Source organism: Streptomyces sp. NPDC046985, from assembly GCF_040644415.1.
Lineage (GTDB): Bacteria > Actinomycetota > Actinomycetes > Streptomycetales > Streptomycetaceae > Streptomyces.
This window is the reverse complement of sequence record NZ_JBEYWK010000006.1, coordinates 9,120-32,610: the sequence shown is the minus strand read 5'-3', so window position 1 is coordinate 32,610 and position 23,491 is coordinate 9,120. Positions and strand designations below refer to the sequence as shown.

16 protein-coding genes and 3 pseudogenes are annotated in these 23,491 nt (G+C 70.1%); 11 read left to right on the top strand and 8 right to left on the bottom strand.

Annotation, left to right across the window (positions count from 1 at the left end; genetic code table 11):
• Positions 1-78 precede the first annotated feature (78 nt).
• Together ABZ861_RS09415 and ABZ861_RS09410 are read left to right on the top strand one after the other, a co-directional pair.
• Positions 79-11,172: a LamG-like jellyroll fold domain-containing protein gene (locus ABZ861_RS09415; protein ID WP_361626312.1), complete on the top strand. Its 11,094-nt coding sequence runs from the start codon at positions 79-81 to the stop codon at positions 11,170-11,172.
• A complete protein-coding gene (locus ABZ861_RS09410) occupies positions 11,169-11,663 on the top strand; it encodes an SMI1/KNR4 family protein (RefSeq protein WP_361626309.1) in 495 nt (164 codons plus the stop codon). The genes ABZ861_RS09415 and ABZ861_RS09410 overlap by 4 nt, the downstream gene beginning before the upstream one ends.
• A 76-nt stretch (positions 11,664-11,739) precedes the next feature.
• Here ABZ861_RS09410 and ABZ861_RS09405 read toward each other — a convergent pair.
• Positions 11,740-12,496 (bottom strand): annotated as a pseudogene (locus ABZ861_RS09405) (site-specific integrase); the annotation flags it as partial.
• A 12-nt stretch (positions 12,497-12,508) separates the two neighbouring features.
• Positions 12,509-12,967 (bottom strand): annotated as a pseudogene (locus tag ABZ861_RS09400) (site-specific integrase); the annotation flags it as partial.
• Positions 12,968-13,393: 426 nt separating this feature from the next.
• On the opposite strand from ABZ861_RS09400, the gene ABZ861_RS09395 reads away from it, so the two are divergent.
• Positions 13,394-13,660 carry a hypothetical protein gene (locus tag ABZ861_RS09395; RefSeq protein WP_361626306.1) on the top strand — a complete coding sequence of 89 codons (267 nt, stop codon included), beginning with the start codon at positions 13,394-13,396 and terminating at the stop codon, positions 13,658-13,660.
• Here the strand turns inward: ABZ861_RS09395 and ABZ861_RS09390 are convergent.
• The 4 genes and pseudogenes from ABZ861_RS09390 to ABZ861_RS09375 all read right to left on the bottom strand — a co-directional run.
• A complete protein-coding gene (locus ABZ861_RS09390; protein ID WP_361626303.1) occupies positions 13,647-13,808 on the bottom strand; it encodes a hypothetical protein in 162 nt (53 codons plus the stop codon). The two genes, ABZ861_RS09395 and ABZ861_RS09390, sit on opposite strands and share 14 nt — an antisense overlap.
• A gap of 33 nt (positions 13,809-13,841) precedes the next feature.
• Positions 13,842-14,291, bottom strand: a complete 450-nt coding sequence (locus ABZ861_RS09385) for a hypothetical protein (RefSeq protein WP_361626300.1) — start codon at positions 14,289-14,291, stop codon at positions 13,842-13,844.
• A 6-nt stretch (positions 14,292-14,297) separates the two neighbouring features.
• Positions 14,298-14,855, bottom strand: a complete 558-nt coding sequence (locus ABZ861_RS09380; RefSeq protein ID WP_361626297.1) for a hypothetical protein — start codon at positions 14,853-14,855, stop codon at positions 14,298-14,300.
• 596 nt (positions 14,856-15,451) lie between these two features.
• A pseudogene (locus ABZ861_RS09375) lies at positions 15,452-15,588 on the bottom strand (site-specific integrase); the annotation flags it as partial.
• 182 nt (positions 15,589-15,770) lie between these two features.
• Between ABZ861_RS09375 and ABZ861_RS09370 the strand changes: the two are divergent.
• From ABZ861_RS09370 to ABZ861_RS09355, 4 genes are all read left to right on the top strand, one after another.
• Positions 15,771-16,343 carry a hypothetical protein gene (locus tag ABZ861_RS09370; RefSeq protein WP_361626294.1) on the top strand — a complete coding sequence of 191 codons (573 nt, stop codon included), beginning with the start codon at positions 15,771-15,773 and terminating at the stop codon, positions 16,341-16,343.
• 79 nt (positions 16,344-16,422) lie between these two features.
• Positions 16,423-16,827, top strand: a complete 405-nt coding sequence (locus ABZ861_RS09365; RefSeq protein ID WP_361626291.1) for a hypothetical protein — start codon at positions 16,423-16,425, stop codon at positions 16,825-16,827.
• Positions 16,828-16,836: 9 nt separating this feature from the next.
• Positions 16,837-17,418 (top strand): Imm5 family immunity protein, encoded by a 582-nt coding sequence (locus tag ABZ861_RS09360; protein ID WP_361626288.1) that lies wholly within the window; start codon positions 16,837-16,839, stop codon positions 17,416-17,418.
• A gap of 165 nt (positions 17,419-17,583) precedes the next feature.
• Complete coding sequence (locus tag ABZ861_RS09355; protein ID WP_361626285.1) at positions 17,584-17,751, top strand: hypothetical protein; 168 nt, start codon at positions 17,584-17,586, stop codon at positions 17,749-17,751.
• A gap of 125 nt (positions 17,752-17,876) precedes the next feature.
• On the opposite strand, the gene ABZ861_RS09350 is transcribed toward ABZ861_RS09355, so the two are convergent.
• Positions 17,877-18,284 carry a hypothetical protein gene (locus tag ABZ861_RS09350; RefSeq protein WP_361626282.1) on the bottom strand — a complete coding sequence of 136 codons (408 nt, stop codon included), beginning with the start codon at positions 18,282-18,284 and terminating at the stop codon, positions 17,877-17,879.
• A gap of 61 nt (positions 18,285-18,345) precedes the next feature.
• Positions 18,346-19,083: a hypothetical protein gene (locus ABZ861_RS09345; RefSeq protein ID WP_361626279.1), complete on the bottom strand. Its 738-nt coding sequence runs from the start codon at positions 19,081-19,083 to the stop codon at positions 18,346-18,348.
• A gap of 428 nt (positions 19,084-19,511) precedes the next feature.
• On the opposite strand from ABZ861_RS09345, the gene ABZ861_RS09340 reads away from it, so the two are divergent.
• From ABZ861_RS09340 to ABZ861_RS09325, 4 genes are all read left to right on the top strand, one after another.
• Positions 19,512-20,339 (top strand): glycoside hydrolase domain-containing protein, encoded by an 828-nt coding sequence (locus tag ABZ861_RS09340; RefSeq protein ID WP_361626276.1) that lies wholly within the window; start codon positions 19,512-19,514, stop codon positions 20,337-20,339.
• A gap of 259 nt (positions 20,340-20,598) precedes the next feature.
• Positions 20,599-21,222 (top strand): hypothetical protein, encoded by a 624-nt coding sequence (locus ABZ861_RS09335; RefSeq protein WP_361626273.1) that lies wholly within the window; start codon positions 20,599-20,601, stop codon positions 21,220-21,222.
• 285 nt (positions 21,223-21,507) lie between these two features.
• Positions 21,508-22,146, top strand: coding sequence for a SurA N-terminal domain-containing protein (locus ABZ861_RS09330; protein ID WP_361626270.1), 639 nt, complete (start codon positions 21,508-21,510; stop codon positions 22,144-22,146).
• Positions 22,147-22,309: 163 nt separating this feature from the next.
• A complete protein-coding gene (locus ABZ861_RS09325; RefSeq protein WP_361626267.1) occupies positions 22,310-23,299 on the top strand; it encodes a nucleoside triphosphate pyrophosphohydrolase in 990 nt (329 codons plus the stop codon).
• The last annotated feature ends 192 nt before the right edge of the window (positions 23,300-23,491 follow it).

Genomic DNA, 23,491 nt, shown 5'->3' with positions numbered 1-23,491 from the left:
TGGGTGTGTTCGTAAGATGATCGCAGCAGGCAAGATCGGCGCGTTTCTGTGCCTTTCCTGACTGCTGGAGTCCAAGTCGTGTCTCTGTGGCCGATCAGCCGCCGCACGCGTCCGTCGCGCACCGGGCGTTTCGCCCGTCCCGTCCGCCGCCGTGCCCTGCGCACCCGGCGTTCCGTCGCCGTGCTGCTGCTCGCTGCGCTGGCCCTGATGCTGACGACCGATCAGGCGCTGGCCGAGGGCGCCGAGCTGGGCCGCGTCGAGCTGCCCGGCATGAGCCTGTCCTCGCTGGCCTCCTGGTTCACCGACCCGCACTGGGGCAGGCTGCCGCACCAGAAGTCCGGCACCGCCGCCGGGCGACGGCACCACGTCTCCGCGTCCGCCACCGCCGCGCACCGCGGCGCCGGCCACGCCCCCGGCAAGGGCCGCGGCGAACTCGCCGCCTACCACCCGCACCAGAGCGCGGTGCAGAAGGGCCGCAGCCGGGGCGGCGCCTTCAACGCCAAGACCAGCAAGCGGGACGCGGCCAAGTCCACGCGCACCGAGACCGTCTTCGACAACGCCGACGGCTCCATCACCCGCCGGATCTCCCCGACCCCGGTCAACTACCAGGTCGGCAAGGGCCGCTGGGCCTCGATCGACGTGGGCGTGCGGGCCGGACCGGACGGCCGCTGGCACGAGAAGGCCAACTCCGTCGCCGTCGACTTCGGCGCCAAGGCCACCGACCCCGCGCTCGCCGCCCTCACCGACGGCGCCGGCCACCGCGTCGCCTACGGCCTGAAGGGCGCCGCCCCCGTCCAGGGCGCCGCGGACGGCTCCACCGTCACCTACGGCGGCGTCCTGAACGCCACCGACCTGAAGGTCTCGCCCACCGCCACCGGTGTGAAGGAGTCCGTCGTCCTGCACTCCGCGGTCGCCGGAAACTCCTGGACCTTCCCCCTCGACCTCAAGGGCCTCACCCCCGTCCAGCGCGCCACCGGCTGGATCGACCTGCGCGACGCCTCCGGCAAGACCGTCGAGCGCGTCCCGCCCGCCTACGCCTACGACTCCCACGTGGACCGCCGCTCCGGCGACCCGACCGCCACCCGCGCCGTCACCACCGAACTGGTCCGCGCCCAGGGCGGCTACGCCCTGCGGGTGACCCTGGACGACCGCTGGCTGCACGACCCGCGCCGCGTCTTCCCGGTCACCGTCGACCCCACCGTCGACGACGGCTGGACCACCACCTACGCCGAGTCCGGCGCCCCCGGCGACCACTCCTACGAGCAGACCGTCAAGGTCGGCTCCTACGACTCCGGCGCCCACTCGGCGATCGGCTTCGTCAACCACTGGGACACCGCCTGGGACGGCAGCAAGGCCACCGTCACCGCCGCGAACCTGCACCTGTTCGACACCTGGGCCTCCACCTGCACCGCGGAGCGCTTCGACGTCGCCCTGGTGACCGGCGCCTGGACGCCCGAGTCCGTCACCTCCTACCCCGGCCCGGCCAAGGGCGCCTCCATCGGCAACGCCACCCCGAGCGTGCCGCACGCCTGCGCCAACACGGCCGCCGACCGCACCGTCGGCGACGACGTGACCGTCTCCCTGTCCACCTCCGCCATCCAGGGCTGGTTCAACGGCACCACCGCCGACAACGGCCTGGCGGTGTACGCGTCGACCACCGACGCCCTGCACTGGAAGCAGTTCGGCTCCTTCAACGACCCGCGCAAGGGCCCCTGGATCGAGGTCACCTACACCGGCAACACCGCACCCCAGCTCTACGGGCAGTTCCCGCAGGACAACGCGGTCGTCGGCACCACCCAGCCCGAGCTGACCGCGTGGGCCAGCGCCGCCAACTCCCTGGACGGCAGCGGCGACCAGTACCGCTTCCAGGTCTACGACGCCTCCGGCACGACGAAGATCGTCGACTCGGGGCTGGTGTCCACGGGCGACTGGACCGTGCCCGCCGGAAAGCTCGCCTGGGGCACCGCCTACACATGGTGGGTCCAGGGATACGACCCGACGGCGAAGCTCTACTCCCCGGCCGACCCGTACGCCCTGTCCGTGCAGGTGCCGCAACCCGTGATCACCTCCGGGCTGTCGCAGAACAGCAGCGACCACGGCTTCGACGCGTCCATCGGCAACTACACGACCTCCGACACCGACGCCTCCGTCTCCACCGTCGGCCCCTCCCTGGACGTCGAACGCGACTACAACTCCCGTGACCCGCGCTGGACCGGCGCGTTCGGCGCGGGCTGGTCGAGCATCTTCGACGCCAAGGCGACCGAGCAGTACACCGCCGCCGGCGCCGTCTCCAGCGTCTACGTCACCTACCCGGACGGCTCCCAGGTCGGCTACGGCGCCAACGGCGACGGCAGCTTCTCCTCCGGCGCCGGACGGTTCGCCACCTTCAAGTCGGTCACCGGCGGCTACACGCTGACCGACAAGGACGACACCGTCTACACCTTCACCCAGTCCCTGGGCGCGGGCGGCTACGGCCTGACCGCGGTCACCGACGCCAACGGCCGTTCGATCAACCTCATTTGGAGCAGCGGCCACATCACCAAGATGCTGTCCGCGATCTCGGGCCGCTCCCTGTTCCTGACCTGGAACACGCCCGCGGGCGCGCAGGCCGCGCACGTGGCGACCGTCGCCACCGACCCGGTCACCCCGGGCGACCCCGCCACGGCGCAGACCTGGACCTACGGCTTCACCGGCGACCAGCTCACCAAGGTCTGCTCGCCGCTGTCCGCCACGAAGTGCACCGTCTACGGGTACGCCTCCGGCTCCGGCTACCGCAACGCCTCGCTCGACCTGGACCCGCACGCCTTCTGGCCGCTGTCGGAGACCTCCGGCGCCACCGCCAAGGACGCCGTGCTGACCAACCAGGGCGCCACGGACGCCGCGTACGAGAACGTCGCCCTCGGCCAGGGCGCCGGCCCGCTGACCGGCTCCGCCGCCAAGGCGGCCTCGTTCAACGGCACGTCGTCCGACGTCTCGCTGCCCAAGAACCTCGGCAACGACACCGACTCCGGCGCCCTCTCCCTGTGGTTCAAGACCTCCCAGGGCCCCGGCGTCCTCTACTCCTACGCCTCCCAGGCGATCGGCTCCGGGCAGTCGTCCGGCTTCTACACCCCGTCCATTTACGTCGGCTCCGACGGCAAGCTGAACGCCGAGTTCTGGTACAGCGGCGGCGTCAACCCGATCGTGTCCACCGCGTCCGTCGCCGACGGCAAGTGGCACCACGTGGTGCTGTCCGCCGCGGGCAACTCCCAGTCGCTGTACCTGGACAACGCCAAGGTCGGCTCGCGCACCGGCGCCGTCTCCATCAAGAGCGCCACCGCCGTCGGCAAGAACCAGTCGTTCAACTACCTCGGCACCGGCTTCCTCGGCGGCGACTGGCCCGACAACCCGCACCACTCGACCACCGAACCGGACGGCTACGCCACCTACTTCAACGGGTCCATCGCCGACGTCGCCTGGTACAGCCGTCCGCTCGTCCCCGCCGACGTCAACGCGCTCTACACCTACGGCACCCACGGCGCGAGTCTGCTCAACGCCGTGACCCGGCCGTCCGGCAAGTCCTTCGCGGCGATGCAGTACGACCCGGACAGCGCCGCGCTGACCCAGCTCACCGACGAGAACGGCGGCGTCTGGAAGCTCGGCGCGCCCGCCATCGCCGGCTCCAGCGACACCTACCGCGGCGCGGTGCTCGGCGGCGCGCCCAGCGAGTACTTCCGCCTCGGCGAGGCGGCGGGCGCCTCCGCCGCCCTCGACGAGGTGCGCGGCGGCAACGGCACGTACAACTCGGTCGTGCTCGGCGGGTCCGGACCGTTCACCGACAAGAAGGCGGCCGCCTTCGACGGGACCGCGTCCTCGCTGGCCCTGCCGAACGGGTCCGTGCCCGGCTCGGGCGCCGAGTCGGCGTCCCTGTGGTTCAAGACCTCCACCGCGGGCGGCGTGCTGCTGGCCGCCTCCCGGGACCCGCTGACCGGGGCGACCACCCCGACCGCGTACACCCCGATCCTGTACGTCGGCAGCAGCGGCAAGCTCTACGGCGAGTTCTACTTCTCCGGCGGCTCCGTCAAGCCGCTCGGCACCGCCGCGTCCGTCGCGGACGGCAAGTGGCACCACGCGGTGATCTCCACCTCGGCCGCCAGCCAGTCGCTGTTCCTCGACGACGTGCTGGTGGGCACGCAGAGCGGCGCCGCGGCCATGGCGAGCCAGCCCTACACCTACGTGGGCGCGGGCTTCCTCGGCGGCAACTGGCCGGACGAGGCCCACCACAGCACCACCGTCAGCACCGGCTACGCCACCTACTTCAAGGGCTCCATCGCCGAGGTCGCGCTCTACCGCTCCGAGCTGACCGCGGGCGACGTGGGCGAGCAGTTCCAGGCGGCGAAGAACTCCACCGGTCTGCTGCCGGTGGAGACGGTGAACGTCACCTCGCCCACCAACTCGACGCTGTCCTACTCCTACGACGTCACCAACAACGACCGCGCGCTCACCGAGACCGACGGCCTGGGCAACCGCACCAGCTTCGGCTACGACACCGCGGGCTTCGAGCACACCGTCACCGACCCCGGCGGGGCGATGACCGTCACCGGCCACGACGTCCGCGGCAACGTGGTCTCCTCCACGTCCTGCCAGGACCAGGCCGCGAACAAGTGCGACACCGAGTACTACGCGTACTACCCCGACGACACCACGGCCCAGCTCACCACCGCCGACCCGCGCAACGACCAGCTCCTGACCGAGCGCGACGGGCGGTCCTCCTCCGCGACCGACACGACGTACCTGACGAAGCTCGGCTACGACACGGCCGGCAACCAGACCTCGATCACCGGTCCGGCGGTGCCCGGCGCCCCCAACGGCCGCACCACCACGACCGAGTACAGCGACGGCACCGGCGCCTACCCGTCCGCCGACGGCGGGACGGTCCCCAAGGGCCTGCCCGTGAAGGCCGTCAGCCCCGGCGGCGCGGTCAACAAGGTGGCCTACTTCAAGAACGGCGACGTGGCCTCCACCACCGACGCCGTCGGCCTGGTCACCCAGTACGCCTACGACGGAGTCGGCCAGGTCACCAGCCAGAAGGTCGTCTCCGACGCCTACCCCAGCGGTCTGACGACGACCTACGCCTACGACGCCGCCGGCCAGGTCGTCCAGGAGTCCGACCCGCAGCTCACCGACCGGGTCACCGGCGCCGCGCACGCCGCGGTCACCGCCACCGTCTACGACGACGACGGGAACACCACCTCGCAGACCGTCTCCGACGCCAGCGGCGGCGACCGCTCGCGCACGCAGACGTGGACCTACGACGGCTACGACCACGTGCTCACCGAGGCCGACGCCAACGCGGCCGCCGGCGCGAGCAACGGCAACACCACGACGTACTCCTACGACCTCTCCGGCAACAAGACCAAGGAGGTCACCAGCGCCGGCAACGAGACCCGGTACACGTACGACGACAACGGCGAACTGCTCACGCAGGGCCTGATGTACACCGGGGACCCGACCAACCCGCAGGCGCCGGCGCTGCTCACCGAGTCCTCCCGCGCCTACGACCCGGCCGGGCGGCTCGCGTCGATCACCGACGCGATGGGCAACACCACGGCGTACACCTACACCGACGACGGCCTCACCGCGACGGTGAAGCGGACCAGCGCCGACGGCAAGAGCACGTACGCGCTGGAGTCCGACTCCTACGACGCGGCCGGCAACCTGTTGCAGTCGACCACGGACAACGGCGAGACCGTCGCCAAGTACACCGTGGACGCCGCCTCCCGGACCACGTCCAGCGAGCTGGACCCGACCGGCGTGGACCGCGTCACCACCCTGGAGTACACGCCGGACGACCAGGTCGCCAGCGAGAACGACCACGACGCCAGCGGCTACGACCGCACCACCACCAGCACCTACGACGACATGGGCAACCTGCTCAGCGAGACGCTGTACGGGGACGCCTCCGGTCACCCGGCCGCCTGGTGGAAGCTCGACCAGACGTCCGGCGGCCAGGTCACCGACGCCTCCGGAAGCGGCGCCACCGCCACCGTGGGCTCGGGCGTGACCTGGGCGGACGGCGCGGCCCAGTTCAGCGGCTCCGCCACCGGCGCCGGCGACGTGATCGCCACCAGCAGCCCGGTCCTGGACACCAGCGCCTCGTACACGGTCTCGGCCTGGGTGAACCTCGCCGACGCCTCCACGTACCGCACCTTCGTCGCCCAGGGCGGCGCCAACCGGGCCTCGTTCTACCTCCAGTACTCCAAGGCCGACAACGCCTTCCGCTTCCACGCGGCCAGCTCCGACGCCGTCTCCCCGTCCGCCTACTACGACGCGAAGGCGTCCACCGCGGCGCCGCTGAACACCTGGACCCACCTGGTCGGCGTGTTCGACGCGAGCAACGGCGCGATGAAGCTGTACGTCAACGGCGCGCAGTCCGGGTCGGCGACGGACCCCTCGCCGTGGACCGGGACCGGTCCGCTGTCCATCGGCGGCACGAAGACCGCGGGCGGCGTCACCGGCGACGTGACGGCCGGCGAGGTCGGGAACGTGCAGGTCTACCAGCGGGCGCTGTCCGCGGCCGACGTCTCCTCGCTCTACGGCAAGGGCCGCACCGGCGGCACGGTCGGCTCCTCCGACGCGCAGACCACCAAGTACGCCTACGACAAGCGGGGTCTGCCGACGTCCATGACGGACGCCGAGCAGCACACCACCGACTACGCCTACGACGAGGCGGGCAACCTCGTGGTCACCACCGCGCCCGCCGTGCAGGCGGAGCCGGACGGCACCACGGCGAGCACCGTCCGCCCGGTCACCACCAGCGGCTTCAACACCTTCGGCGAGGCGGTCGAGGAGCAGGACCCCAGGGGCCTGGTCACCACCACCGCCTACGACGCCGAGGGCAACAAGGTCTCCGACACCCTGCCGCCCTACACCCCGGCGGGCGCCTCCACGCCCAACGCGGGCGCCACCGTCTACACCTACGACAGCGAGGGCAACCAGACCTCCGTCACCACGCCGGGCGGGAAGACCACGGCCTACCTGTACGACCAGTTGGGCGATCTCGTCCAGAGCACCGCGCCGGACACCACGAAGACGCACGCCGTGTACGACACGGACGGCGAGCAGCTCTCGGCGACGGACCCGACCGGCGCGCAGACCCAGTCCACGTACGACTTCCTGGGCCGTCAGCTCACCCAGACGACGCTGGAGCGCTACCCCTCGACGCGGACGCTGACGGCGTCCACCTCCTACGCGGTCACCGCCGGCAACCCCTACGGCGCGCACGCCTCGTCGACCACGTCCCCCGGCGGCGTGAAGACGTCGTACGGCTACAACCGGGCCGGCGACGTCACCTCGGTCACCGACGGCGCGGGCAACACCACCGGCTACGCCTACGACTTCCAGGGCAACCGGTCCAAGCAGACGCTGGCCGACGGCACGTACACCACGACCGACTACAACGCCGACGGCGACCCGACGGCCACCCGGTCCTACGACGCGCTCGGCTCCAAGCTGTGGGAGAACTCGCAGATCTACGACGGCGTCGGCAACATGACCGCCGCCACCGACGCCAACGGCCACACCAACCGCTTCACCTACGACGCGGCCGGCACCATCACGCAGGAGATCCAGCCGGTCGACGCCACCACGTCGATCACCACGACCTTCGGCTACGACGCGGCCGGCAACCGGACCCGCTTCACCGACGGCCGCGGAAACAACTGGCGCTACTCGTACACCCCGTGGGGCCAGCAGGAGAAGGTGATCGAGCCGACCACCGCGAAGTACACCTCGGCGGCCGACTCGACCACGACGTACTCCTACGACGCCGACGGCCAGATGACGAACGTGACGCTGCCCGGCGGGGTCACCACCGCGCTGACGTACGACGTCGACGGCCAGCTCAAGACGATGTCCGGCTCGGGCGCCGACGCGGCCACCGCCAAGCGGAGCTTCAGCTACGACCAGGCGGGCCGGGTGCTGTCGGCGGACACCGATGAGGCGGGCATCGCCGGAGCGGCGGACCACCAGGACGCCACGCACGACGCGTTCACCTACGACGACCGCAGCGACGTCCTGACCGCGTCGGGCTCGGCGGGCGCCTCCGGCTTCGCCTACAACGACGACGGCGCGATGACCTCGCGGACCGACGCGGCGGGCACGACGACCTACGGCTACGACACCGCGGGCCGGCTGTCGACCCTGAACGACGCGGCCACCGGCAACCAGCTCACCTACACCTACGGCCAGTTGAACCAGATCAAGACCGTCAAGTACGGCGCGACCGGCCAGACCCGCACCTTCGGCTACAACAGCGCGCACGAGCTGACCAGCGACGCGCTGACCCAGGGCGCGTCGACCCTGGCGAGCTTCGCCTACGACTACGACAAGAACGGCAACCTGACCTACAAGAAGACGACGGGCGTGTCGGGCGCGTCGACCAACACCTACGGCTACGACTGGGCCAACCGCCTCACGTCGTGGAACGACGGCACGAAGACGACGTCGTACGCCTACGACGCCTCGGGCAACCGCGTCCGCAACGGCGCGAACGTCTACACCTACGACGAACGCGACGAGCTGACGTCGGACGGCGTGCACACCTACGACTACTCGGCGCGCGGCACGATGACGCGGGACTCGTCCGCGGGCGGCGGCGTCAACGCCTTCCGCACGGACGCCTTCGGCGGCCAGATCACCGCCGGCTCCCAGTCGTACACGCTGGACGCGCTCGGCCGGAACGTCTCCGACCGGGACACCTCCCAGCCGGGTTCCACGCGGACGTTCGCCTACTCCGGCGCCGACAACACGATCGCCTCGGACGGCGACAGCACCTACACCTACGACCCCTCCGGCGGCGTCGTCGGCGTGAAGCCGGCGGGCGGCGGCAGCGGCGCGCTGGCGCTGACCGACCAGCACAACGACGTGGTCGGCACGTTCACCGCGGGGGCGACCTCGCTGGCCGGATCGGCGTCCTACGACCCGCTGGGCAAGGTGGTCTCGCCGACGGACACCGTCGCCGGCCATCTGGGCTTCCAGTCCGGCTGGACCGAGCCCGGCTCCGGCGACGTGGGCACCGCCTCGCGCTGGTACAACCCCGGCACCGGGCAGTTCCTGAACAAGGACAGCGTCTCGCTGGACGCGGTGCCGAACTCGGTGGCGGCGAACCCGTTCGCCTACGTCGACGACAACCCGCTCGCGGGCACCGACGAGTCGGGCAACTGCTCCTGGTATGACGTGGTGTGCGGGGCGAAGAAGGCCGTGCACAAGGTGAGCCACGCCGTCCAGCACGCGGCGCACAAGGTCTACCACGCGGTCAAGCACGCGGCACGCAAGATCGTGCACGCGGTCAAGCACGCCGCCCACAAGATCGCGCACCGGGTGCGGGACTACTACCACGCCACGGTGCGGGCGGTGCGGCGCGTGTACCACTACGCCGCGCGGCGCGTCAGACGGGCGTATCACCGGGTGGTCCACGCGGTGCACTCGGCCTACCACCGGATCTCGCGCGCGGTGCACCGCGTGGTGCACGCGGTGAAGAAGGCGGCGCACAAGGTCGCGCACGCGGTCAGGAAGGCCGCGCACGCGGTCGCCCACGCGGCGAGGACGGCCTACCACGCCACGGTCAAGGCGGCGAAGTCGGCGGCGAAGTTCGTCAAGCACCATGCCGCGGCGATCACCTCCTTCGTGGTGTCCACGGCGGTGTTCGCGGGCTGCGAGGCGGTCACGGCCGGCGTCGGCTCGATCGGCTGCGCGGCGGCCGCGGGCGCCGCGGGCGCCTTGGTCGAGCAGGGCTTCAAGTGCGCCGAGAACGGCGGCGGCGACTGCAGCGTGGGCGCGTTCGGCGAGTCGGCGCTGACCGGCGCGGTCGCCGGAGCGCTCGGCGGCGCCTTGGGCAGCCTGGGCGGCAAGCTCCTGGCGAAGGTCGCCCCGAAGGCGATGCAGGTCGTCGGCGGCCTCTTCGGCAAGGGCGCGGCGGAAGCCGAGGAGTCAGCGGCCACGGACGCCACGGAGGCGGCCGCCTCACGGGCGGACTCGGAGGGAGCGGGCTCACGGACCCAGTCGCACTCGGACGAGGCGGGCGGTCCCGCCGAGGAGTCCGGCGGCAGTTGCCCGATCCCGCACAGCTTCACGGGAGCGACCCGGGTGCTGATGGCCGACGGCACGACGAAGGCCATCGACCAGATAGAGGTCGGCGACACGATCGCGAACGCGGTGCCGGGCGCCGCGGGCACGGAGGCCCACAAGGTCACCGACGTGATCGTGACGCACACGGACCACGACTTCGTGGACGTGACGGTCAAGGACACGGCGAGGTCGGCGCAGGCGGGTGGTAAGTCCGGCGCGAAGGCGGGCGTGAAGGCGGGCATGAAGGCCGCGGCCGCGTCGGTCGCCAAGAAGGCGGCCCGCAAGGCGGCCCGCAAGGCGGCCCGCAAGGCGGCGTTCGGCCTGGCGGCCTCGGCGGCGGTGCTCGGCGCGCTGTCCGGCGCCCACGGCCACGGCGCCGCGCACCAGCCGGCGACGGCGCCGGTGGCGGCGGTCGCCCAGGCGCCGTCCACGCGGGAGACGCGGACCGGCGCCCAGGCCGCGCAGGCCGGCGCCCGGGAAGCCCACCTGACGACGACCTTCCACCACCCCTTCTACGACAAGACCCAGTCGGCCTTCGTCGACGCGAAGGACCTGAAGCCGGGCGACGTCCTCCAGACGCCCACCGGCACGACCGAGGTCACCGGCGTCCGCCTCTACCACGCGAACACCACGACCTACGACCTGACGGTCGGCAGCCTGCATACGTACTATGTGCAGGCTGGGGCCACACCGGTCCTGGTTCACAACTCAAACTGCCAATTCTGGTCGCCGACCGAATACAACGGTCAGCGTATCTATCAGCGGGATGATCTGGTGAATCCGGACTACTCTTCGCCTGCGGACAAGTACGGTCGAAGCAATCTCAAGAGAATGCAGCAGGGGCTGGCCCCGATGGGTCCGGACGGGAAGCCGCTGAACCTTCATCACATGCTCCAGACGCAGGACGGGCCGATCGCCGAGGTGACGCACTCGATGCACTTTGGGAACTACAATCAGCTGCACTGGAAGGCAGGCACCAAGATCCCCAGTGGAATCGATCGAGATGCCTTCAACGCTTGGAAATCCCAGTACTGGAAGGACCGAGCGGCAGGATTTGGTGGATGATGGACGCTGTCGAGGCGAGTGAGCGACTGATCGAGCTGGTTCGCGGGAACGATGACATCGCGAACCATGCCGACGGCTGTGACGCAGGGACGATGGTCGCCGCCGAGAGTGATCTGGGTGTGGCTTTCCCTCCCTCGTACCGCCGTCTGATCGAAGAGTTCGGGACCTGGGATATCGCTGGTGAGGAATTCCCCGGCGTGTATCAGACACCCGCAATGGGGCTGAAACTGTTGGGTTCCGTAGCGGAGACTCTGGATGCGCGCAGTCAATATGGAATGCCATCCGATCTGATCTTTGTCATGTTCGATGGAATGGGTGGCCTGGTCGTCCTCGATTCCTCTCGTGTGAATCAGAAAGGCGAGTACCCCGTCTTCGTCTGGAATCCTGGAGTTGTGGATCGCGAGAGCATGGAGAGGCTTGGGGATGATTTCGGGTCCTTCGCATTCGCCCTGTGTCAGCGGGCCGTAACGCGCTGGCGGGAGTCTGACTGAAGCTGAAAGTCAGATGCAAAGCGAGAAGCCTCGCCAGAGTTATCTGGCGAGGCTTCTGCGGTTCTTGACGGCAACGTCAGCGGACGGCGGCTGTGGCGGGTGGGTCGTCGGTGTCGGTTCGGTTGAGGGCGTCACCCAGGGTGTTGATGGCCTAGCGCTGGAGGCGGAGCCTTACGTAGGCGTAGACGCCGGCGGTGAGGCCGATGTGGGCGTGGCCGAGGAGTTCCTTGATCACGACGAGGTCGATGCCCTGTTCCAGGAGCAGGGTCGCGGTTGAGTGTCGGAGGTCGAGGAAGCGGATGGTCCGGAGCTGCGCGCGGTGGAGGAGACGGCGGAAGCGGCGGGTGAGGTTGGTGGGATCGAGAGGTCTACCGGTGGGGCTGGTGAAGACGAGCCCGTTGTCTGTCCAGCCTGTTCCGGCAGCTTCGCGTCCTTCATGCTGTCGTGCCCGGTGGGTCTTGAAGGAGTTGATGCATTCGGTGGGGAGGGCGATGCGGCGTTCGGCGGCGCGGGTCTTGGTGTGCAGGATGGTCAGGCCGCCTGTGGGGGTGCGCTGGAGGGAGCAATGGATGTTGGCGGTGCCGCCGTCGAGGTCGAGGTCTTCCCACCCAGTGCAGCCCGAGGAGTTCGCCTTTGCGGAGCCCGGTGCGCAGGGCGAGTTCGTACAGGGCGTTCAGCCGGTCGTTGCTGGCTGCGTGGAGGAACTGCCGGGCCTCGCTCGCTGTGAAGGGCTTGAAGCGCCGAGGGCGGGGTGCGGGGGCCTTGATGTTGCGGGCGACGTTGCAGGGCAGGTCGTCTTCGCGGACGGCTGATTTGCCGTTTGACGGCAGTAGTTGACGGCAACGTCAGCGGACAATGGCTCCACACAGTGCGTCGTCGCGGGTCGGCTCGTAGCCAGCAGGACCGTCGAGCGCGGTGCTGGGGGTGTCGATGGCGTCTAGCTGGAGGCGGAGCCGGACGTGGGCATAGACGGTGGCGGTGACGCTGATGTGGGCGTGGCCGAGAAGTTCCTTGATGACGACGAGTTCGACGCCCTGCTCCAGGAGCAGAGTTGCCGTCGAACGGCGGAGGTCGTGGAAGCGGATGCGGCGGAGGCCGGCCGTGCGGAGAAGCGCGGTGAAGGTGCGGGTGAGGTCGGTCGGGTCGATCGGTCGGCCCAGCGCGGTAGTGAACAGGTGGCCGCTGTACCGCCACGCCGTGCCCGCAGCCTCACGCTCGCGCTGCTGTTGTTCGTGGTGGGGCTTCAGAGAGTGGAGGCAGCGGGTGGGGAGGGCGATGCGGCGTTCGGAGGCCCGGGTATCGGAGCAGGGCTAACGGCAAACGGTCTGTTCAGCAACGCCGACTCCCTGCAACAACTTCGAGGGGCAGGATCCGGGATCGATGGAGCGTTCGGGCCGTTCAGGGGCGGCTGGCGCGGAACATACGCGACGAAGAATTCCAGAGGTGACGCGGTGAACTCCATCTCCGCCGGTTGGGGTGTGGCAGAGGCATTCGGTGCAAGTTTCGCTTCAGGGACGACCGATATTACCAGAATCGCCGATATGCCGTCGAGTGTGGCCAACCTCTACGAGTCAATTTTCTAGACAGTGCCGCCGCTTAGTAATTAAACTAGGCCCCCCTGCGTCTCCACCGCGATCGATGCAGCGACGTCGGGGGCTGATAGATTGATGTGATTCAGCAACGCTCGGCATCCTATGCGGACAGGAGTCGGTGATCATGTGGGAGACTCTGTGATATCCGCCGTCGCATCGGCTGCCGCGTCCACGGGTTGGGCAGGTTTCGCTTTCAGGCTTGTTTGTATCGTTGTTGCAACAAGCTTCGGTCTTCTCGGTGCATTCGATTACCGCAACTTCGGCCTGCGGGTCTACGATTTGCTGGGCCAGTCGACCTCCGCTGTCGGAAATTCGAGAATGACGCCGGACCGGTTCAGGGTTGTGGCTGGCATCATGTCTGTCATCGGATTCGGCACCCTCGTCTATCAGCTCAGTCACTTCTGACTGCCGGATCGGCCGGCCGATGCCCGCAGTTGAGCAGTTCGTTTGCGTCTTCGTCCCGACCGAGGAATACCGGCACGATCAGGGTGGCGATTTTCTCTGCCCCCGGTGCCATGCGCAGCGCCCGCCCGACCATCTGCACGATATCCACCGTCGTTGCGGTGGCGTCAGGTGTGATGCGTGCTCAGCCCGCGAGGCCGAGCTCGCGTAGGGCGTCGGCCGGGTGGTTTCGGTAGTGGTCGTGTGCGGCGGCGTTGTTCTTCCATCCGGCGAGGTGGGTGAGGCTGATCGCCAGGCTGCGGAAGGTGGCGAGGACTCGGGGAAGGCTGCCGGCACGGGCCCGGCTGGCGTCTTCACCGAAGGTCGCATCTCTGACGAAATGCTGGGATTCGATGGCCCATTGGCCTCTCACACAGCGGGCGAGGGTGGCCGCGTCGGCGGCTTGGACGGGTGCGGTGGTGATGCCGAGTTCGGCGTCCGCGTAGACATGTCCGTCGCCCCGGCCGGTGGTGTACCGCTCAACCAGCAGAGCCCGGGTGGCGTGCGGGAAGTTGACCTGGCCGTTCTCCAGTGCCTGGACCCGGACGATGCGGGTCTCGTGGCGGCCGCTGTTGGTCTCCTCAGTACGGACCATGCTGATCTACGGGTTCGTGGTCTCGTCCCAGTTGAGCGCGTCGAGCCGAGCGAGCAGGGCAGCGCGGTTCTCCCTGACCGGGAAGAGGCCGAAGGCACCGCGTCGGTGCAGGTAGCGGGCGTGATCGGCCACCGTGTGCAGGGCATCGGCGGTCACGATCGGGCCGGTGATGTCGGCGATCAGGTCAAGGGCGGCAGTGTAGTGCACGGTCTCGTGGGGCTTGTGGCGCATCTCGCGCTGGGCGGGCATCACACCGGGGTCGACCTGGTGGACACCGAGCAGGTGAAGTTGCAGGGCGTCGGCGTCGCGGGCGCCGCGAACCGTCTTGCCGTCCGCGGCCAGTTGCAGCAGGGGCGGATCCCCCGCGATCCCGGCCCGCGGGTCGGCGGCGTGGGCCTGCACGAAGGCGCCGACGGCCGCATCGAGTGCGGCGGCGTCGATCCGGGCGAGGGTGCGGGTGAGCGTGGTGGCCGCCGGCAACCGCGCCAGATCCCCGCCGGGGACTTCGAGCGCGGCCAGGACGCCGGCGCCCTGGCCATTCGCCCAGCGGATGACACCGCGCACCGAGCGCACTCCGCGCAGCAGGCCGCCAGGCCGAGCAGCATCGGGAGAGGGTACGTGACCAGGTGCGCAGAGGATTCCAGATTATCTCGAATACGATGAAAATCGGGCACTGGCCACAAAAGCGATCTGGGCGCTTGGTGGAACGCCCGGCTCCGAAGCTGAGCTGAAGTTGAGGCAGCTTCTGGGTTCGGAGGACGAGCTTGTGCGGGAGGGTGCAGGAAACCAGATGAAGCGGCGAGAGGCATCTTGAACTGGATTCGTCGTTACGATCTTGCAAGTGAGGGGCGCCGTTTGAGGCGGAGCCCGTCGGAGTTCCCGATCGCCCTGCTTGGCCTGCTGGTGAGCTGTTGAGATCTCCGGGTCTGTCGACTTTGAGAGGGAAGGTGTTTCGGAGCGAACTCTTCCGTCATGGTTCCTTGCACTTTCGGATGGCGTAGTCGGAGATGTTCCCGGAGATCCGATCGGGAGCGCAGGGAAGTAAGCGCTGAGCCGTTGACGCTTGAATTCGCTTCCACGTGGAGTGGGCAACGGAGCATCGGCCTCGCAAAATAGGCTCATCTGAAATGGCGTGTCAAGGGCGCGGCCAAGAAGGTCGGGCGGATGCGCTTGCGGGTGTTGCCGGGGGCGAGGACGCATCCGGCGACCTCCCCGCGGCTGCCCTTGCGCTGGTGAAGGTCCCGTCGCCGTTGGCGCGGGTGCGGCGGGAGGCGGGAGTGTCGCGGGGCGTGGTCATCAGGCGGCGGCTTCCTGGTCGAGGCGGTGCGGATGAAGTCGGCCAGCGCGTGGGCGGGATGCGGCGCGCGCGGCCGAGGGTGATCAGGGCAGCTCACTGTCGCGGGCCGCGCGCGCTCTGGCCCTGTGGGGCCGCCGCCCGCTCCTGTGAGCAACAACGCGACCACTCCCGAGATGCGAGCCTTGGCGGAGAAGCTGGGGTATGAGCGCACCCGGAGCCGATTATTTGATTCACGACAAGAGGTAGCGATGCTGCTGTGGGATGATGAGAGTGCAGGCTGGGATTCGCTGATCTCCGGCATGTCGGGAGAAAAGCGAAGGGAGCTGGCCCTGAGGGGCGTTGAAGAGGCGGTGGAGAGCTTTCATCCCTCGTTTGAGGCGTCTTTCTCCGCTCATACTGTCAGCTTCATCAGGGATGCCCTGCGAGACTTCAGAGCTAACCTGCGGAACCCTGGCCTCAGCGTCGCAGTTCGAGATGAGGAGGGGTTCTTCGACGTCCTCCACGACTTGGTCGGCGAAGACCCGGCGCCGGGCCTCGCCGCGCTCGTCATGGCTGTGTCCGAGTATGCGGACTGTCTGCGGAATCGCCCATTGGGCAGCCGTGAGGTCCTGGGCATTCTGTCGTCCTGCTACGAGGCGATCCTCAACGAAGAGCGCATTCCAAGGGTTACCCCGGACGCTGAACGTGCGAATGAGAACTGCCGACGAGCGCTGGACAAACAGCGCGACTTGGTGATCGATTTCTCCGGACGCTGACGAGTCGGCGCCTGGGCCGGCGATGTGGTCCCCGCACGCTCGCGAACGCGACCAGGCGATCCAGGAGGCGTTCAGCATCGTGCGCGAGCAGGTGGCCGCCCGGCTGTGCGAGGTTACGTTCACGGGCAGCGGCGGGGACGACGCTAGCTTCCTGAGCGGATGGGCCACCAAAACTAAGGTGGACCCGGCTTACACCAGGGTGCCGCCCGAGGACGTGCTCGGGGTCACGGAGGAGATCGGAGCGGCGCGAACACCAGCCGGATTCAGGGACCATGGGGTGGACGGTCGCTACTTCGCCTCTCATGCCGAGAGGCAGGCCGCGGTCGCTCGGCCGAATGAGCCGATTGAGGTCGACCGGGATATGTGCGACGACTGTGTCGACTGGTTCAGAGCGCTGGCCAAGCATCGAGGAGTCGCGCAGGAAGTAACAGATCCGAGCGGCGTGAATCACTTTGACGTCAACGGGCACTGGACGCAATCGTAAGGGAAACGCATGCCTGACAGGACCGTGGGAGACATCTGCCGCCAGTACCTTGAGGGAGTGTCGGCTGAGGGAGAACTGGAGCACTCATTGAGGCGCCGACTCCACGCCGAGCTTCAGCAGTTCGCTGGTCATGATCAGTGGCGGTCGTATGTGGCGCTGTCCGCTGCGTGTGCGGTCAAGGTCTGGCCGGTGTGGAGGAGTCGTTTCACGGAAGATCTCCCGTTCGCCTCGCCTCGGCCGGATGCCACTGTGGAGAGTCCGGTGCTCTCCTTGACTGAACACCGAAGTGAGCTGAATTCCCTCAACACGTTTCTTGACAACAAGATGCTGCTGGGGCCGGCGTACTTCCCGGCCGTCGCGGCGGGCCTCGCCTGCTGGGCGGTGAACCGGGACGCGCTCGTAGGGGAATTCTCCGCCGATCCGGAACTCAGTGAAATGGACATGGATTCAGAGGACTGGGATCCGTCTTTCTTTGCTTCCGTAGCCATGGCCGGCGGCGCCGTGTGGGAAGAGTCCGGGGACTCCGAGAAGCGGCGGGAGTTCTGGCACTGGTATCTCGAGGATGCGGCGCCGCGCGCGTACGCTCTGTAGCGGCGCGTGCGAGCGGCCCCACCGGCGGTGGCGCCCGAGGTCTCATGAGGCGGCGCCGCAGGAGGGCGGTCTGGGAAATCCGGCCGCGCTCGCGGACGCGGTCTCATGTCTACGGCGACGGTGGCCGGGCATACGGGGTTCACCCCTATGAGAGGAGCTTGACTCATGCTCGGCATAGTCGCGGCGGTGCTGTTCTTCGTGTCGTTTCTGATCAACGCCTCGGACCTCAGCACCAACCACGTGTTCTCTTCGACGAACGTGATGCTGCTCGGACTGATGGCTCTGGCTCTGCACGTGGCCGGAATCGGCGCGGGGTGGTCCCGCAGACGCTGACCCCGTGCCGCGGGCCTGGTGACGGACTGCCATCAGGCCCGCGCCCCGGCGACCGGCTTGCGCTCCCCGCCTGGTGACGGCCGCGCTGACGGCCGCGCCGTCGAACGGGCGGCAGGCGGCACCCGCTAGCCCCGGTACGGATACCCGTACGGCCCGCCCTGCGCGGGTCCGGGCGGCGTCGGCGCCGTCCCGTAGCCGTGTCCCGCGGGCGCCTTGCGGGCCGCCTGCACCGGCCGTTTCGGGTCGAAGACCGCGAAGAGCAGCATGGCCGACGCCGTCAGCAGGCACAGGAAGGCGACGGTGCCCAGGATCGGGTCGCCGTCGCCCCGCGATGTCCGGGCGCCCCAGGGAAGCGTGACGCATTCGTAGAAGACGAAGACCGCGAACGCTCCCCAGTCCGAGGCGCGGCCGCGACGGATCGCCGCGTACAGGAACGGGACCCAGACCAGCAGGCCCAGGGAGCCGCAGGACAGGGCCGCCCAGGCGATCCGCTGGAGCCAGCCGGCCTCCAGGCGCTTCTCGGTCGTGTCCATCTCCGCCCCCAACGGCAGTGCAGAGGGCCAGAGTAGGACATCGCAAGGGCAGCCGAAGCCGTCAGGAGGACGTCTGCGGCAGCGACTTCAGCGACGCGACGACCTCGCGCACCAGCTTCCGCGCCGTGGCCGCCCCGTCGTCGTGGCCGTCCGTCGACATGACGCTGACGACGTTCGTGCCGACCCGGGCGGCGATGAGCGTGGCGCCGTTCTCCCAGGCCGAGTCGGTCAGGGTGACCGTGTAGGCCGCGTCGCCCACCCCCGGCGTCCGCGCCCCGGCGACCTTCACCTTCGAGTGCGTGTCGGAGTCGGTGAAGCCCGTGCACGCCGCGGCCTTCCGCGCCAGGCCCTTCAGGACGTCCGCCGACGCCGTGCCCCGGTAGGCGTCGATCTCCTGGGCGACGTCCTCGGAGGTGTTCTTGTCGACGTAGTCGTTCTGCGCGAAGGACACCCCGGAGACCCCGGTGACCTCGATCCAGCCGGTGCCGTTCAGCTTCGCGCAATCCGGCGCGGCGGCGGCGGCCGACGAGGGGGAGGTGAAGGTGTCGCCGGTGTCCCGCGCCCCGCCCGGGGTGAGCGTGAAGCCGGCGGCGAAGGAGGACGCCGGGGCGAGGGCCTTCTTCAACTGGGCGCCGGTGAGCAGACCGGCGTCGGGGTCCTTGGCGGCGGAGACGGAGGAGGGGGACGCCGGGGCCGTGGCCGACGAGGCGTCCGCGGATCCGCAGGCCGCCAGGGCGAGGGGGAGCGCGGCCACGCCGAGGAGACGGGCTGCGCGGACGGCGCGGGACGGGATGTGCATCTGAGTCCTTCGCAAGGGGCCGGAGACGGCCGGTGAGCCGGGGAGGGGCCAGCGGACCATACGACGCCCGGCGCCCCGACCGGTCATGTCCGGGTCAGGCAGGGGTCAACGCCCGGTCAAGAGCGCGGAGTCGACGGACGCGGGGTGCGGCCGCCGCGTGTGACACAGATGCTTTGCCGTTGCTTGAGGGAATCATGTGATGATCGTGGCGCTCCGTTTTCCTAGTGCGGAGGCGGCGTCGGTTACCGTGCGATGCTCTCGCGGCGACAGGGGAGCGGTCGGCGACACGACCGCGCGCGCCGCTCACGGGGCGCCAGCACCGTATTCACACGTATCCAGCGGACGGACGCCGTCGACGTCGGCGTGCGCCGCTTCAAGCACGACGCACGGACGCGCGAGCGCGCGGACGCACATGACAAGGGGTGGGGATGGCCGAGCACCGGCAGTCCAAGAAGCGCAGGTACGTCACGTGGTCAGTGGTCGGCGCGGCCGTCCTCGCGGGCGCCGGGATCGCGGCCCAGACCTCGATGGCCGCCACTTCCTGGCCGGCCCAGAAGACGTTCACCGGCCGCGCCTTCGACACCTGCACCGCGCCCTCGCTGTCCGCCATGAAGGCGTGGAACACGGGCTTCTACGGCGCCGCCGCCGTCTACGTCGGCGGCCGCAACCGCGGCTGCGCCCAGCCCAACCTGACCGCCTCCTGGGTGAAGTCGGTCAGCTCCAGCGGCTGGAAGCTCATCCCGATCTACGTCGGCGCCCAGCCGCCGTGCCAGACCGGCTCCAACCCGGAGAAGCTGAGCACGTCCACCGCCGCCTCCCTCGGCACGAGCGACGCGAGCGACGCGGTGGCCAAGGCGTCCGCGCTCGGCATGAAGGCCGGCAGCGCGCTCTACCTCGACATGGAGCCGTACAACACCGCCGACACGTCGTGCAACGACGCCGTGCTCACCTACGTCCGCGCCTTCGACAAGCAACTGCGCGCCAAGACCTACCGGGCCGCCTACTACGGCTTCACCAGCTCCAGCGCCAAGGCCATCGCCACCGCGAGCAACAAGACCGACCTGCCCGGCAACCTCTGGTACGCGCTCTGGGACAGCAACAACACCACCACGGCCGACTGGCCCTGGGGCGCCACCCAGTTCACCGACCACAGCCGGGCCCACCAGTACATGGTGAACAGCAAGGAGGCGCACGGCGGCGTCACCCTCACCGTCGACCGCGACGCGTGGGACGGCCCCGTCGCCGTCACCGGCTGACGAGGCGCACCGGCTGAGGGCGTACGGGCTTAAGGGGCGCACCGGCTGACCGGTGCACCGGCTGACGGGCGCCCTGTTCGACGATCGCCCCGTTCGCCGGGCGCCCCGGTCCGGCCGCCCGGCGGCGGGGCTAGCGGCGCTTGGGTGAGCGGCCCCGGGGTGAGCGGCGCCGGGGTGAGCGGTGAGAACCGGCGGACGGCCCCCGCGTACGGACAGCGGGGCCGCCCCCGGCGTAGGAAACGAGAGCGAGTAGGACGACGTGGCCAAGCAGGTCAGGCAGGTAACGCAGGCGCGCCCGACGAGGGAGGCGCAGTCCTCGGCGGGCGGACGGCTCGCCGTCGTGGGGCGGGCCGCCGTCGTGTGGCTGCGCTCGCTGAGCGGGCGCGCCATCGCCCTCGCGGCGGCCGCGGTAGCCGTCGTCGGCGCGCTCGTGGTGACCGCCGTCCTGCTGTCCCGGCACGACGACCGGCCGCCGATCCCCGACACCCGCGCCCGGCACTACACCGAGACCGACGCCTGCCTGCTCACCGGCCAGAGCGGCATCGCCGCCGGCGCCGCCGCGGACGTCTGGCAGGGCATGCAGGACGCCTCCCGCGCCACCCACGCGCGGGTCAGCTACTCCGCGGTGACGGGCGAGCAGAGCGCGGGCAACGCGCGGCCGTTCCTCAACGGGATGCTCCAGCGGTCCTGCGACGTCGTCCTCGCCGTCGGCGGCCCCGAGGTCACGGCGGCGGCCCAGACGGCGCCGCAGCACGGCAAGGTCGCCTTCGTGCTGGTCGGCGGCGGCCACGCGAGCCGGAACGTGACCACGGTCGCCGTCGGCGACGGCCTGCGCGACCACGTGACCGCGGCGGTCGAACGGGCGGTGCGCGACCGGAGCTGACAGAGCCCGTGCGCGACCGGAGCTGAGCGCGCTGTTGCGCGACGGGAGCTGACAGAGCCCCTGCGCGACCGGGGCGGAGAGAGCCGGTGCGCGACCGGAGTCGAGGAGGCCGGACCGAGGATCCCGAGGGGCGGCAGCAGGGGCGGCGCCGGGGGCGACGCCGAGGCAGTGCCCGAAACACCGGGGAATCGTTGGTCGAATGGGTTGGCCGGAGCACGGCCGCTGCCTACCATCGATCACCGCAAGACTTTGTGCACCGCCGCACAATCTCCTCGGGAGGCTTCCTTGCACCGCCGCCGTCGCACCGCGCTCGTCCTCACCGCCGTGATCGCCGCCGCGGCCCCCGCCCTGACCGCCTGCGGCGATGCCGCGCATCCCGGCGCGGCCGCGGTCGTGGGCGGCCAGCGGATCACCGTCGCGCAGCTTCAGAGCCGGGTGGACGAGGTGCGCCGGGCGCAGCGGGCGGCGGTGCCGGACGAGACGCAGTACCAGCAGGCCGTCGCCCGGACCGGCTCGCTCGGCCGGGACACCCTGCACCAGATGGTGCTCGACCGGGTGCTGGACGGCGCCGCGCGAGACGCGGGCGTCACCGCCACCCGCCGGGAGGTCCAGGCCCTGCGGGCCGGTCTCGAACAGCAGGCGGGGGGCGCCAAGGGCCTGGAGACGGCCTGGCTCCAGCAGTACGGAGTGCCGCCGCAGCGCCTCGACGACAGCCTGCGCCTCCAGGTCGAGGCGCAGAAGCTGGCCGCGCGGCTGCACACGGAGACGAGCCAGCCCGCCTTCTGGAAGGCGCTGTCCGCCGAGTCCGGAAAGCTGCACATCGACCTCAACCCGCGCTACGGCGCCTGGGACGTCCAGAAGGGCGGCGTCGCGGCGAAGACGCCGTGGCTGCGGGACGTCTCGGCGGCGCAGCGGACGACCTGACGTCCCCAGGCCGCCGGGAGTGAGGCGTCCCCACCCTGGGGACGACCGCGCCCTGTGGACGACCGCGTCCTGTGGACGGCCCCCTGGGGACAACCTCCTGGGGACGAACCCGCCCTGTGGACGACCGCGGGGGCCGTCGGCGCCGTGCGTTACGTTCGAAGGCGTGAACACCACCGCCGACCAGGCTCTCGCACCCGGCGCCGCCGCCCCCGGCCGCATCGTCCTGCTCACCACCAGCCACCGGGTGGCCCCCGGGCTGCTGTCCTGGCCCGCCTGGCAGGCGCTGCGCGCGGCCGACCGGGTGCTGTGCGCGGACGGCGCCCACCCGCAGACGCCGTACCTGCGCGAGGCGGGCGTGGCGGTGGCCGAGGCGTCGCCGACCGCCGAGGAACTGGTGGACGCCTGCGCCGGCGGCCGCACGGTCGTGGTCGTGGCCACCGGCGAGGGCGAGCCCGCGCTGACCGACGGTCTGGCCCGGCTCGCGGGGTCCGGCCGGGTGGCCATGCCGGAGCTGGAGCTGCTGCCCGCCTCCTACGACCTGCCCGGCGCCCGGCTGCTCGACCTCGTGCAGGTGATGGACCGGATCCGCGCCGAGTGCCCCTGGTCGTCCCGGCAGACCCACCACGGCCTGGCGAAGTACGCCATCGAGGAGGCGTACGAGCTGGTCGAGGCGATCGAGGACGGCGACCGGGACGAGCTGCGGGAGGAACTGGGGGACGTCCTGCTCCAGGTCGTCTTCCACGCCCGCATCGCCGAGGAGGACCCCGAGGCGCCGTTCTCCGTCGACGACGTGGCCGGCGGCATCGTCGCCAAGCTGATCCACCGCCACCCGCACGTCTTCGGCGACGAGACGGCCGCGACGCCGGAGGACGTCAAAGAGCACTGGCTGCGCACCAAGGCCGAGGAGAAGCAGCGGGCCTCGGTGACCGACGGCGTCCCCCTCGGCCAGCCCGGACTGGCCCTGGCGGCGAAACTGGCCTCCCGCGTGCGCACGGCGGGCCTGAAGGTCCCCTTCCCCGAGGGCGAGGGCATCGGCTACGACCTGCTGACCCTCGCCGCCCACGCGGAATCCCAGGGCGTAGACCCAGAAGCAGCCCTGAGAGCAGCAGCCCGCACCTACAGAGACGCCATCAAGCAGACAGAGCACCCCTGAAACCCACGGTCCTCTCAGGCGTCGCGCTCAACCCCCACGGACCCGCAGGTCACACCACACCCGAGCCCGGGTGCTTTTCAGGGGCGCGGGGAACGGCGCGCTCAACCCCCACGGACCCGCAGGTCACACCACACCCGAGCCCGGGTGCTTTTCAGGGGCGCGGGGAACGGCGCGCTCAACCCCCACGGACCC